This window comes from Paenibacillus sp. SEL1 (assembly GCF_054602535.1).
This window is the reverse complement of record NZ_CM137723.1, coordinates 692,033-704,687: the sequence shown is the minus strand read 5'-3', so window position 1 is coordinate 704,687 and position 12,655 is coordinate 692,033. Positions and strand designations below refer to the sequence as shown.

Below are 12,655 nucleotides of genomic sequence, written 5' to 3'. Positions count from 1 at the left end.
AAACTTTTGTGATATCCTCTTTTTTGTTAGGCGCATCATCCGAAAAACCAAAAAACGTCTTTTTATTCTAAAATGTGACATAGAGGAGGGGAACATGCTGATGAACCAAGGTGTGAATTTACTTCGTGTCGAGAGAGCTAGGAGGAAACTGTACCAAGTTCAGAAAAAGTATGGATTTTTAACACACCCCAAAGTAATTGAGCAATCTAAAAAGTTGGATTACCTGTTGAATCATTACCAAACATGCAGCTCGAACCAATAAGCTATTGGTGTATATTAAGTGTTGCATAATACATGATTTAAAAAACTAAAATCTGGAGGTAGTGATGTTGAATCATCGAAATTCTGTAACCCCTTTTGGATGGGAGATCAAGCAAAAACTGCTCGATAAAAGAATGGATCAGAAAACTTTTTGTAGTACATATCATATTCCAGCTTCCAGATTGTCAAATCTCATTCATGGAACACGCAAGGCTACAAGATACAGAAAACAAGTATCCGAATTGCTCGGAATTGAAGAATAATATATTTTTTCTATTTTTAAAACGACTCTGTCTGAACATAAGTATTAATAAAAAGCGACTTATGCCACCGTATTTCTTGTGAAATAAATAAAAATAGGATAATTCCGAATGAGATCATAAGCATAATCAGTTCTACGATCGTATCGATTATAATACTGGTCCTATATAATTATTCTGGTATTTTTTTATATATCGTCCGACCAATCAAATGTATGGTGTATGCACCCATCAACCAGTCGGTGTAGTTATCTATGAATTGGAGAATCCAAAAATAGCCTCCAGAATAGGCGCGAATGTTGGGGCATCTCCCCAGTACGTAGGTGATTTCCATACAATAATGGTCAGCCTTTAGGTTGTCGAGAAAGTCCAAGGACTTTTCGACAATTCTATTTTTATATGGGGAGACGCATCTTTTAAAACAAAAATCGATTTAAAACGATCTGAGGACCCTAGTTTTTAGACCACTAAGACAGTTTTAAACCCCCTGCAAAAAAACAGGGGGTTTCTCGACAGCCTGACGATCTGATTAATCAGATCGTCTTCTACTGGGTATGAAATGAGAAATTAATTAGTCAATCGAAACAATTTGCCATGCTCCATCTTTATCTTGTATAAAATAGAAATAGTACAGTTATATCCGAGGAAAAACCTTCTTTTTCCTCAAGTAGGTCGCCTACAACGGGAATTTTTATCCATTCATTTTCTTTTTCGGCTTTTCAATACCAGTGAATTTCACGGGCTGATCCAGAAGATAATCGTGCCCTGTTTTAACAGTTGGGCTGAGTGCAGCATGGAATTGATCCAAGTCTTTGGAAACAAAGGGTGCGATGGCCGCTTTAAGCTTTGTTATCATGCTATCTTCAATCAGAGGGTCCTTCACTTCATCCCACTTGATCTCGTCCAGGCTGTGCAGGATGGTTGTCTGAGTTGCTGGTATTTTTTCTTTGGGAGATGAATCAGCTGTTCCCTGATTCGCACAACCAGCTAAAGCACTCAAAGTATGAAAAATTCTTAATATATAAATTCTATGGTAAAGCAAGGATGAGAAGTCGGTAACGCAAGCATAACTTGAAAATACTACGAGATTAAGGGATATTATTGCGCATATTTCCGAGGGAAGTAAGGAAAGATCAAATTTAACGCTCCATTTCGCTAATCATCTTGTTTTAGCAAAAAGCAGCAACATAATTTCGATCCCTTCATCATCTTACTTTCACATGCAAATCGTTTTGAAAATAGATCATATATGATGGGGAGGTGCTGTCTCAAAAGTAGGTTTTCCTACAACTAAGACAGCTCTCTTTATTTAATAACGGTATGAAACCAGGAACCATAGAATCTGGAAACAATAGCGACTTGAGCAACGATCCGTACTTTATAGTTTTTGGGACCTCCCCCGATGTTCGATGCTCAAGACGACCTTCCTCTTTAATTCCTTGACCGCACCTCTAACCTGCTCTGTCTGTGTCACGGCTGAAATCACCGCTACACCATCTGCACCTGCACGTGCGACTTCCTCAACACGGTCCACTGTAATACCTCCGATCCCAACAATCGGCACATCAATTCCCGCTTTACGCATCTCATATAAAATTACCGGTCCCTGTACGGCATGGGCATCATCTTTCGAGACGGTGGGATAGATGGGTCCGACGCCGAGATAATCAGCACCTTGCAGGATGGCTCGACGTGCTTCCTCGATGGTATGGGCGGAGACGCCTAAAATTCGATTTCCGATTCGCTCGCGGACGGAATCGGCGGATTCATCGTCCTGACCGATGTGAACACCGTCGGCGTCGAGTTCAAGAGCCAACTCCACATCGTCATTGATGATGAAGGGGACACCAGCGTGACGGCACAGTTCCTGTAGCTGGCGCGCGAGTTCGAACATAGGAACGCCCGTTAACGCGCCGAGACCCTTTTCTCGGAACTGGACCATGGTTGCCCCGCCAGCCAGAGCCTCCTGCACGACCCAGCCTGGTTCCGCGAGGCAATTCACGCTTCCAAGCACCAGGTATATCTGTAGATGGCGGCGCACCACCTCTGACAATATTCTGCCGCTCATAGAAGCATCTCCTGACGACGTCGGTAGGCCCAATGATTGGTTGGGCCGTGTCCCTGCCCCAGAGACAACGTATCCTCAATCGCCGCCTGGATGAAGGCTTTACCATTCGAGATAGCCTCCGGTACAGACATCCCTTTCCCTAATTCCGCGGTAATCGCTGCCGAGAAAGTGCACCCTGTTCCGTGTGTATGGACAGTCCGTACTCGCTTGCCGCTCAGCTCTATAAAGGCGGTTCCGTCAAAAAGCAGGTCAACAATCTGTCCGCTGATCTCGCTCTCGTCAGCGTGGCCACCCTTGATCACAACGAATTTTGGTCCCATACTGCTAATATGTCTCGCAGCCTCGCGGCGATCCTCCATCGTATGGATACTAATCCCTGTCAGGGCTTCCGCCTCCGGGATATTCGGTGTAACGACCAGGGCCAAGGGGAGCAGGTCGTCCTTCAAAGCCTGCACCGCTTCCAGCTGCAGCAGTTCAGCGCCTCCCTTGGCAATCATCACGGGATCGACGACGACCTTTTTCCAGCCGAACTTTCGGATCTGCTCGCTCACAAGACGGATGATGCCGGCATTAAACAGCATGCCAGTCTTCAGGGCATCCACTCCAAGGTCTAATCCTACGGCTTCGATCTGTTCCGCTGTTGCTTCCTCTGGTAGCGGATATACGCCGTGGACCCCTAAGGTATTCTGTACGGTAATAGCCGTAATAGCCGACATGCCGTACACGCCAAGTTCTTGAAAGGTTTTGAGATCAGCTTGAATTCCGGCCCCGCCGCCACTGTCCGAACCAGCAATCGTCAGCGCTCTGGGTACACGAGTGTCTATCATCGCGCACCACCTGCTGTGGTTGTTCCGGCTTCACGGATAGAGACATGCCCTTCTAGTGAACCTGTATGCAGTTTGGCCAGCTCGTCGAGAAAGGCAATCTGGAAGCTGCCGGGCCCCAGCTCTGCGGTACGTGCTGCGGCTCGAGAAGCTGCTGCACCGTAAAATGCCAAACCTGCTGTACCTGCGAGCAGCAGGTTGGGTTCAACAGCTGCAAAGGCACCTAACACAGAGGTCAGCAGGCAGCCTGCTCCGGTTACCTTCGTGAGCAGCGCGTCTCCGCCGCTAATCATTCGTGCTTCGGCCCCATCGGTGATGACGTCCTCTTTTCCAGTAATGACAACCATTGTATTGAGCGTTCGAGCAGCCCGAATTGCCAGATCGACATGGCCGCTGTCAGCACTGTCACCGGCATCTACGCCTTTAATCTCACGCGCTTCTCCAACAAGATGTGCGACTTCGGCTGCATTGCCCCGCACCAATGAGATTTTGACTTCACTAAGGATTCGCAGTGCCGATTCAGTTCTAAAGCTCGTTGCTCCCGCACCGACCGGATCTAGCAGCACCGGAACACCGTGTGCATTCGCCGATTGTCCAGCAATGATCATGGCATCCACCAGTTCGCGGTTCAGTGTACCGATGTTTAACACGACGGCGCCTGCTATTTTTGCCATATCTGCTACTTCCTCGGGTGCATAGGCCATCACCGGGGAGGCGCCCAATGCATACAGACCGTTGGCCGTAAAGTTGGTGACTACCACATTGGTCATATTGTGAACGAGGGGTTTGCTGTTTTGTACCTTCGTCAGGAGATCCGAATAACTTTTTTTCCATGTACTCATAATGATTATCCTCTCTATAGTTGGTGGTTCAACAGGGCATTAAACGTACTTCACACATCGAATCGCCAGGCTGACTATTCCAAGACCGCTGCCTGCATCTGGACCGGCCATTCTTCCTGCTTATAAGCCATATCCCAGAACTTATATTCCAGCTGGCAGCTCAGTATAAAATGCTCAATCATCCGCTCCCGCTCAGCAGCCGTTGCGTCTTCCGCCCAAGCATCTACACGTTCTCGGAACTTGAGTGTTGTATCATCAAGCTGATCTCCATAGAAGCCCATCCATTCATAGAACGGATGAGACTCATCCGGCTTTACTTCATCCAGCAGCCTGCGACCAATCTCGGCATACGTCCACATACATGGCAGCAGCACAGCCAAGATCTCGCCCAGGCTGCCCTCATGCGCAACCGTCAGCATGTGACGGATATAGTGATGAGCCGACGGAGCGAGCGGATATCCCTGCAACTCTTCATAGCTCACCCCTGCGACAGCACAGAAATTTTGATGCGGATGAACCTCACTGTGGAGAATAAAAGAGATTTGTTCATTAAATACAGCCATGTCCTCCCGATTTGTGCATTTGGAGATTGCGATGCCGTATATCCGCATGTAAGCGTTCAAATATTCAAAGTCCTGTTTTACATAGTGAATCAGCTGTCCCCTTGTCAAACTTCCTTCAGCAATACCTCTCACAAAGGGGTGCTCAAAAATCGCTTGAAAGATGCCGTCCGCCTGCCGACGGAGTTCTTGTGTAAAACTCAATTTCCCCACCTCCATTAAATTGAAGAGCAAGAAGTCCTGTAAGAATATAATTCCGGAACAACGCTAAAAAGCCGCCCCGGAAAAATGGGAGCGGCTTCAACAATAGGCTCAATACGCAAAAAAACGTTTGAAACCTTATATACGAAGGCTCCACTTTCCTACGCTAGTACGAACTAGATCAGGTTCAAAGGGTCCAAGATACGTTCTTGTCTCAGCCATAGCGGCTCCCCTAGTGGACTTCTATTCTTTTGACTATTACTGTACATACGTTCATACGCTATGTCAAACATAGTGTGCAAAATATGAAATTTCCTCTAGTTAGGTGTTTTGGGCTTAGTGAGGGTGATGAATTACATTTTCCACAGCTTTGACCTTGGCATATTCCGGTTTCCACATTGCAACTCGTATAGCTTGTTCCACATCTGAAATGTGCGCCTGAGCTACCTGATCCTGTATCGCGGCTTTTGCAACCGCAATCGCAACAGCGTACGAAACTTCGCGTAATTTTCGGATATGAGGGAGTAGTGCACCACCAGGCGTATTCGAATCTACACCATTGGCAACAGCTACTGCTGCCGCTGTAAACATCGCAGGGGTAATCCTTTTGGCTTTAACCACAATCGCACCCAGACCCAGTCCCGGAAAAACAAAGGCATTGTTCGCCTGTCCAATCTCAAATTTCGTACCGTTATAGGTGACGGGCTCAAAAGGACTTCCGGTTGCAATCAGTGCTTTGCCATCGGTCCACCGGATCAAATCCTCGGGTACTGCTTCTGCAAGGTTTGTAGGATTGGACATGGGCATAATGATCGGGCGTTCTACATGTTTCGCCATCTCCTTGATGATCTCTTCAGAAAAGGCACCTGCTACACCGGAAGTTCCAATCAATATCGTAGGCTTCACCTGACGGATGACCTCTAGCAGTGGTATTTTGCCGTCACCCGATCGGGTCCATGAGCTGACTTCATCCTTTTTGCGCACATACGGTTTCTGATACTCCAATACGTCTTCCATATCTTCCATTAACAGCCCGCGATAATCAAAGGCCCAAAAGGACTTGAAGGAATCTTCTGCGGAAAGGCCGTCCTCGATCATAGCACCCCGAATTTGATCAGCATTACCGATTCCTGCTGCCCCTGGACCGAAAACAAGTATTTTTTGTTCACGCAGCGGAGTCTTGGTGATACCCACCGCCGAAAGAATCGCAGCCAAGGTCACCGCTCCTGTACCTTGTATATCATCGTTGAAGGTGAGTATACTTTGACCGTATTTTCCTATAATATGGCGTGCATTTACGCTACCCACGTCTTCCCAATGTAAAAGCGCCTTTGGGAATTGCGCTAACGTTTTGCTGATAAAAGTATCAATAAACTGGTTATAGGCTTCTCCGCGAACCCGTTTATGGCGGTTTCCGATGTACAGTGGATCATTCAGCAGCTTTTCATTATTTGTACCTACATCTAGTACAATTGGCAGCACCCGCCCGGGATGAATGCCTGCCGCAGCCGTATACACTGCAAGCTTGCCGATAGCAATGTTAATCCCCCCGACGCCCCAGTCACCAATCCCTAAAATACTTTCGGAATCTGTCACGACGATCAGATCCACATCATGGCCACTCAAACCAGAATTATGGAATGCTTGTCCAATACCGTTCGGGTTATCTATCGACAAATATATGCCTCCAGGACGGTTGTACTCGTGACTATATTCTTGAATCGCGGTTCCTACGGTCGGCGTGTAGACTACGGGCAGCATTTCACTCAAATGATCGGTTAGCAGCCGGTAGTAGAGTACGACATTTCGGTTGTGAAGGTCGTTGAGAGAAGCATTTTTTCGCAGCATGGTGGGTTGTGCCAGAAACTGCTGATATGCCCGTACGCTCTGTTTCTCCAATGAAAGGACGGTTGGAGGAAGGATTCCTTCCAAACCCAGCTCCTTGCGTTCTTCTTCTGTAAAAGCGACACCTTTGTTCAAAAGGGGATTTGCCAACACATCCTTTCCCCGTAATGGAGTAGATAATGACCCATCACGATTGACATAAAATGCTTCCATAGAAAGACCTTCCTTCTCTTCATTTTCATAACTATTCATAACGAAAGATGACATGTTGTCCATAGTATGGACGTGCAAATATGTTTTATTCTTGCATTTATCTATGACAAAATAACCATATTTGTTTCTTTCTAATGATATAAAAGAACTAACTTTCAATATAGATTCGCTAACCATTCCTGATGATTTTGGTTCTAATGAATCAGGTCTAAATGCTCTGTTTTTATCAAATATGAAAATTAGTTTTTCTTCTCTTATCTCCATATATATCATGGAGTGTCAGTTATTTTGTTAAGGAAATATGAAGTATTTGGACATTAATTTAACTCCTATAAGCAAACATTCTTAATTCTTTTTCAACAAAATAGAACTATTCGGAGGAAAAGGAGAGGTTTGTGTGCAGGGACCTATAGCCATTTTTAGCGATAACGACAGGGCTATTGATTATCCCAATGTGATTTGTTTTTACCAATATATACAGTGCGAGGACACGGAGGCAGCTTCAGTCTACGAGAACGCATGTTGTTGCCTGATTGATTATAGGGAGCCGGGGCAGGCAGTGCGGAAAGCCAATCAGATCCGTAGCCAATTTCCGCAAATGCCATTGTTACTGGTGACGGATGTAACATTTCCGTTCAGTGATCAGCATATGGTGCAAATCATCGGAGTAGGTCGTTTGCGGCTGCTATTTTGGCAAGCCAATGACAACGAAGAAATGCTTTCGGAAATACAAAGCTTGCTCTATCCCGAGTATTCGACCAAAAGCCAACATATTGCATTTATCTTGTCTGTATATAACGAAGAGCAACGTTTTGTTCATGTCAAAACCTTTGCTGAACGATTGCAGGTCTTTATCCGCAGCCATATTATTGAAGGTTCGATTTATCTCATTGATGATGGCAGCTACGATGGTACGAATGCCTTGATTAAAGCGCTGGAGGCAGCCACGGACTTGTCCGTAAACCGGATTAATCAGAATCTTAGCCCGCTGCTTCAAACAAGGGAATTGGGACGCAATACACGTAAGGCAGGGACGTATCTGGAAGGGATGCGGACCATTGGTGCGGATTACTACGTATTTGTGGACGCAGATGACTCCTTTTTTATTGAGGATATTGCCAGAATGATTAATGTTGTTCAGCAGGGCTATTATGATGTCGTGATCGGAACCAAGGATATGACCGCTGAGAATCGATCTTTATTGCGATCTGTCGTCAGCTTTGGTAAACGGGTGATTTCCCGTCCTTTTTTACCCACAGGTGTGGTGGATTCCCAGACTGGGCTTAAAGTGATGAGTTCGGTTGCAGTGAAGCGAATGTTTCCGCATTTAAAGGAACAGCTCGGACTGGCGTTGGATTTGGAAATGATGTTTATTGCCAAGCGACTCCAGCTTCGTGTGCTGCAATTACCCGTCAAATGTATTGACCGGGATGGCTCGCACATCCATGTCTGGAAGGATTCTATTCGTTTTTTGCGCTCCATCATTGATATTTGGCGACTGGATCGGCGGGTGAGATAACAACGTGAACAACCGAGTACGATCGTTGATGTTTCCTCTCTTTAATGTGCTGCTTAACGGATTTAATTTTTTCTTTCACATTGCAGCGAGCTGGTATCTTACCGGACAAGCTTATGGCCAGGCGAATGCGCTGCTGGCGCTTTTTGCGCTTTTATCCGTTTTGGGTTTATCCATCCAGCTATTAACTGCAAAACTGGTCTCTAAGGGAGACCAAAAGCTTGCGCTACGAAGCTTACCGCTCGGTTCTCTATTACTCAAAGCACCTCTGGTGCTAACCGTGCTTGCCATGATCATTTTACTCATCTTTCATCCGTTACTGCGTTCGCTATTAGGCGTCGAATCCGGCCCGCTGTTCATGCTGTATGGCTTGATCGGACTGCATATTCTTGTGAGTTCGTGCCGCGGAGATTTACAGGGCAGGGAACGCATGTTGGCGCTCAATGTGAACTATTACATTGAGGTATTAGGGAAGCTGAGCCTGTTTTTTGTTCTGGCTGCACTGGGGTTAAAGCTGGAAGCCCTACTGTTAGCGAGCTGTGGAGGAATGTTGCTGTCGCTGCTCCACGGCTGGATCGTTTCGGCTCGCGGCTTGTCCCTTTTCACATACAGTGGAGAACATATCCCTTCTGGGCTATGGAAATCATTGGGTCAGGATTTCACCGATAGCCTTATGACGAATTTATTTATTTTGTTTTGTATCTCCATCGACATGTTGTATGTACAGCATTACTTTCCCGAGCAGGCCAGCAGCTATGCCATTGCGCTGAAGTACAGCCAATTGGTCTATTACGTTTCGTATAGCCTCATTGCTGCCTTTATTCCAAAGATCGGTGCACAGGGGCATGACCACCAAGCTTTGGGCAAGTTGATTGCCGTCTATGCCGGATTAATGGCTGTAGCTGCAATCTGTGTATATGTGGGCACGACCTTTGTGTTCCCATCCTCTATTCCCATATTATTCGGAGCCTCTTACCAATCGGCCGAGGCCTATATTCCATGGGGTGGCTGGGTGTACTGGCTATTTTCCATCGTGCTGTTTTTTGTACATGTGCACGTATTGGTGGGCAGACGCAAATTTATATTCAGTCTGATGGCAGGAGCCGCGGCTTTATTAGTAGCCTTTCATATTGCCCACACAGATCCGGTAGATTTTTTGCTATCTGAGTTCATTGTTTACGGGGCTATGGCTCTCTACTTTGTGATAGACGCCTATGTACATTTGTTCAAAATAAAGATAAAGGGGGATTTACCCCATGAATACCATACATGAACAGGACGGTAAAACCGTAGTTCTATTGCTTTCCTGGCGTGACATTCGTTCACCTAAAAGCGGGGGAGCAGAAATTTTTACCCACGAAATGCTTAAACGCTCACAGCAAGGCCGCTTCCAGTTCATTCATTTTTCACCCCAATTTGAGGGGATGCCTGAGCATGAAGTTATTGACGGTATTACGTATATTCGAAAAGGGAACATATACAGTGTTATTTATTATGCGATGCGCTATTACCGTCGTCATCGAAGGAAGATCGATTATGTGATTAACCAGGCAAATACGCATCAATTCTTTACCCGATTTTGGGTGGAGGCATCCAAGCGGATCTTTTTCATACATCAGCTAACAAGGGAAATATGGTTTGAGAACGCCAAATTCCCGCTAAATGTTATTGGGTTTCATATGGAGCCCTTGATGCTTAAGCTGGCTCGTAAGGATCGGACGCTTACGGTATCTCCGTCTACTCGATACGATCTACTTAAGCTGGGCTTTCACCCGGATCGTGTCCATCTTTTACCGGAAGGCATTGAGTTTGATCATTGGCCGCGCGAACAATTTTTAACGAAGGAGCCTAATCCGACCTTCATGTATGCTGGGCGCTTCGTCAAATATAAAGGCATTGATCTGGTCGTTGAGGCCTTTGGGCAGCTCAAGGAAAAGTTCCCTCAGGCTATGTTATGGATTGCCGGAAAAACCGATAAAACCTATGTGGCAGAACAATTGTTGCCGATTATGAAACGATATGGATTAACATACGGAGAACCGGATGAACAGGGGCAATCGCAAGCCGATATTACCTTTTACGGATTTGTTTCAGCAGAGCATAAGCTGGAGTTGATGAGTCGTGCCCACGCGCTGGTGTTTCCTTCCTTACGTGAAGGCTGGGGGTTGACGATTACCGAAGCGGCAGCCGTTGGAACGCCCAGCATTGTCAGCAATTCACCGGGGCTGGTGGATGCAACGGATTTCGGAAAAAGCGGGTATCTATGCTTTCACGGCGACATCCGGGGATTATCTGAACAAATGGAAAGAGCAGCGAAGGGCGGGGAAGATTACATGGCCATCCGTGAGCGGGCGTATCAATATGCGTTAAGATTCCATTTTGATCATACGGCTGCTGCGTTTGAGCAGTTGATGGAAGATTGGGCAGAGGAGGCGGAACAGAGTGGACAAAGTGGTCATTCTCTTCTCCACGTACAACAATGAGCGGACGATAGAGCCTTGTTTGCGAAGCTGTATGGGGCAAAATTACAAGGATCTGCATATTGTAATTGCTGATGATGGCTCCAATGACCGGACCGTCGAGACGATTCGTATGCTGTCGGCAGGGAGTTCAGTACCCGTAACGGTACTGGAGCTTCCCCATGGGGAGCGGGGAGTCGCCAGGGTCAGGGCGGTTGAGGAAGCAAAACACTTGGGGGCCGAATACATATTTGTATTGGATTCCGATATGATTTTAGCCGAACATCTGATTCAGCAGAGCATCGACTTTTTTGACGATCATCAGGATATTGGCGCCTTGGTCATTCCGGAGGAGGCGTATTCGGAAGCGGACAATTTTTTTTCCAAAGTGAAAGTTTTTGAGCGAAATGTGATTAATAACGCGGGTGAGACCTTGGGAAAACGCTCCATTGAAGCGGCACGCTTCTGGCGAATGAGCGCTTATGAATCGACGGGCGGATTTAATGCGGAGCAGATTGCTTTTGAAGAAATACAGCCAACCTTGCGTTATATAGAGTCTGGCGGAGTTATTCGCCGGGCGGTATTTACACGGGTATATCATGATGAAAAACAGGTGTATCTGCACGATGTATTACGTAAAAAAGCCTACTACTTTTCGGTGATGGATCGTACGATGTCATCTGAAGAGGGCGGATTGCGAAAGGCGCTGGAACGTTGGTACTTCTTCCGTCCGGTGCTGTATACATGGGGGAATTTGAAAAACTATATCCGTCACCCCTTGCTGACGATGGGGATGTTGTGGATGTATGTATGCCTGACTGTGATTGGGGTAGCCGCCGTGTTAAAGGGCGGCACCCGTCACTCAGGCGATCTCGCTAAGGCGGATAAGGCGTAACGATGAATGGCCGAGGGTCAGCGTATCCAGCGTATACAGGTCGGGATCGGAAGATTCCGACTCCTCATACGGTATATATAATGAATGCGTGGTTAACTGAATACCTTCCCCGTCAGGATGACGTAGTGAGCAGCCGACAGGATACAGCTCAGCGAGTGCAATGTGTACAGCGGTTACGATATCTTGTTCATTCAGTAGCACATAGGGGCGGTACGGAGCGTTCAAAATGCTGTCTATAAATGCTGACAGGTCGGAAGCTACGTTCTGTTCTGCATGCAGGCTGTTTCGGTTGAGTTTGGCCTGATCAAGCGCCTCATACAGTATTTTTTTTAGCGTGTCATCATCCAACTCCAGCGGTTTCGTCAAAAAACGGAACACACCGACTTGATTAATTGCCGATAAAATGGACTGCGTATGCAGGTGACCAGACAAAATGATTCGTACGATATGTGGATAATCCTTCTTAATCATGCGAAGGAAGGTAATCCCATCCAGACCAGGCATGAGCAGATTGGAAACGACCACATCAATCGGGTGCTGTTCCAGCACTTGTAAGGCTTCTTTGGGCGTGTGAGCGGTATGTAAGGTAAATGCTTCTTGCGTCAAGGTCCGTTCGAGCAGGGACAGAACCATAGGGCTGTCGTCAACAAATAGAATGTTTTGGGGTGTCATAAGAACTGCGCAACTCCAATCAGGAAGTAAGAAATGAGG

At 46.6% G+C, this 12,655-nt stretch carries 13 protein-coding genes and 1 riboswitch; of the genes, 6 read left to right on the top strand and 7 right to left on the bottom strand.

From position 1 onward, the window contains the following. Window positions 1–94: 94 nt before the first annotated feature. Window positions 95–262, top strand: coding sequence for an aspartyl-phosphate phosphatase Spo0E family protein (locus tag ACYCSE_RS03170; protein WP_322158576.1), 168 nt, complete (start codon window positions 95–97; stop codon window positions 260–262). A gap of 67 nt (window positions 263–329) precedes the next feature. After that, entirely contained in the window at window positions 330–524 is a 195-nt protein-coding gene (locus tag ACYCSE_RS03165) for an XRE family transcriptional regulator (protein WP_307353479.1), read from the top strand. 688 nt (window positions 525–1,212) lie between these two features. On the opposite strand, the gene ACYCSE_RS03160 is transcribed toward ACYCSE_RS03165, so the two are convergent. The 6 genes from ACYCSE_RS03160 to ACYCSE_RS03135 form a co-directional block, all read right to left on the bottom strand. Then, window positions 1,213–1,521 (bottom strand): hypothetical protein, encoded by a 309-nt coding sequence (locus ACYCSE_RS03160; RefSeq protein ID WP_459701335.1) that lies wholly within the window; start codon window positions 1,519–1,521, stop codon window positions 1,213–1,215. Between the two features lie 378 nt (window positions 1,522–1,899). Then, window positions 1,900–2,589: a thiamine phosphate synthase gene (gene thiE, locus ACYCSE_RS03155; protein WP_459701333.1), complete on the bottom strand. Its 690-nt coding sequence runs from the start codon at window positions 2,587–2,589 to the stop codon at window positions 1,900–1,902. Further along, window positions 2,586–3,416, bottom strand: a complete 831-nt coding sequence (thiD, locus tag ACYCSE_RS03150; RefSeq protein WP_459701331.1) for a bifunctional hydroxymethylpyrimidine kinase/phosphomethylpyrimidine kinase — start codon at window positions 3,414–3,416, stop codon at window positions 2,586–2,588. The genes thiE and thiD overlap by 4 nt, the downstream gene beginning before the upstream one ends. Then, window positions 3,413–4,255, bottom strand: a complete 843-nt coding sequence (thiM, locus tag ACYCSE_RS03145) for a hydroxyethylthiazole kinase (RefSeq protein WP_459701330.1) — start codon at window positions 4,253–4,255, stop codon at window positions 3,413–3,415. Before thiM ends, thiD begins: the two co-directional genes overlap by 4 nt. A gap of 74 nt (window positions 4,256–4,329) precedes the next feature. After that, window positions 4,330–5,019, bottom strand: coding sequence for a thiaminase II (gene tenA, locus ACYCSE_RS03140; protein ID WP_459701328.1), 690 nt, complete (start codon window positions 5,017–5,019; stop codon window positions 4,330–4,332). A gap of 138 nt (window positions 5,020–5,157) precedes the next feature. Beyond that, window positions 5,158–5,260: riboswitch (TPP riboswitch) on the bottom strand. A gap of 92 nt (window positions 5,261–5,352) precedes the next feature. Then, on the bottom strand, window positions 5,353–7,074 hold the full coding sequence (locus ACYCSE_RS03135) for an NAD-dependent malic enzyme (RefSeq protein ID WP_459701326.1): 1,722 nt from the start codon (window positions 7,072–7,074) through the stop codon (window positions 5,353–5,355). Between the two features lie 397 nt (window positions 7,075–7,471). On the opposite strand from ACYCSE_RS03135, the gene ACYCSE_RS03130 reads away from it, so the two are divergent. The 4 genes from ACYCSE_RS03130 to ACYCSE_RS03115 are packed head-to-tail and all read left to right on the top strand — an operon-like array spanning window position 7,472 to window position 11,944. Beyond that, window positions 7,472–8,593: a glycosyltransferase gene (locus ACYCSE_RS03130; RefSeq protein WP_061828845.1), complete on the top strand. Its 1,122-nt coding sequence runs from the start codon at window positions 7,472–7,474 to the stop codon at window positions 8,591–8,593. Window positions 8,594–8,597: 4 nt separating this feature from the next. After that, window positions 8,598–9,863 carry a polysaccharide biosynthesis protein gene (locus ACYCSE_RS03125; RefSeq protein WP_459701324.1) on the top strand — a complete coding sequence of 422 codons (1,266 nt, stop codon included), beginning with the start codon at window positions 8,598–8,600 and terminating at the stop codon, window positions 9,861–9,863. Further along, complete coding sequence (locus ACYCSE_RS03120) at window positions 9,847–11,073, top strand: glycosyltransferase family 4 protein (RefSeq protein WP_459701322.1); 1,227 nt, start codon at window positions 9,847–9,849, stop codon at window positions 11,071–11,073. The genes ACYCSE_RS03125 and ACYCSE_RS03120 overlap by 17 nt, the downstream gene beginning before the upstream one ends. Beyond that, window positions 11,033–11,944 carry a glycosyltransferase family 2 protein gene (locus tag ACYCSE_RS03115; protein ID WP_069290231.1) on the top strand — a complete coding sequence of 304 codons (912 nt, stop codon included), beginning with the start codon at window positions 11,033–11,035 and terminating at the stop codon, window positions 11,942–11,944. Before ACYCSE_RS03120 ends, ACYCSE_RS03115 begins: the two co-directional genes overlap by 41 nt. On the opposite strand, the gene ACYCSE_RS03110 is transcribed toward ACYCSE_RS03115, so the two are convergent. After that, on the bottom strand, window positions 11,912–12,616 hold the full coding sequence (locus ACYCSE_RS03110) for a response regulator (protein ID WP_459701320.1): 705 nt from the start codon (window positions 12,614–12,616) through the stop codon (window positions 11,912–11,914). The genes ACYCSE_RS03115 and ACYCSE_RS03110 overlap by 33 nt on opposite strands. Between the last annotated feature and the right edge of the window lie 39 nt (window positions 12,617–12,655).

Coding starts and splice junctions, on each gene's coding strand:
- ACYCSE_RS03170 (WP_322158576.1), top strand. CDS start 95: ATGCTGATGAACCAAGGTGTGAATTTACTTCGTGTCGAGAGAGCTAGG.
- thiE (WP_459701333.1), bottom strand. CDS start 2,589: ATGAGCGGCAGAATATTGTCAGAGGTGGTGCGCCGCCATCTACAGATA.
- thiD (WP_459701331.1), bottom strand. CDS start 3,416: ATGATAGACACTCGTGTACCCAGAGCGCTGACGATTGCTGGTTCGGAC.
- thiM (WP_459701330.1), bottom strand. CDS start 4,255: ATGAGTACATGGAAAAAAAGTTATTCGGATCTCCTGACGAAGGTACAA.
- ACYCSE_RS03135 (WP_459701326.1), bottom strand. CDS start 7,074: ATGGAAGCATTTTATGTCAATCGTGATGGGTCATTATCTACTCCATTA.
- ACYCSE_RS03120 (WP_459701322.1), top strand. CDS start 9,847: ATGAATACCATACATGAACAGGACGGTAAAACCGTAGTTCTATTGCTT.
- ACYCSE_RS03110 (WP_459701320.1), bottom strand. CDS start 12,616: ATGACACCCCAAAACATTCTATTTGTTGACGACAGCCCTATGGTTCTG.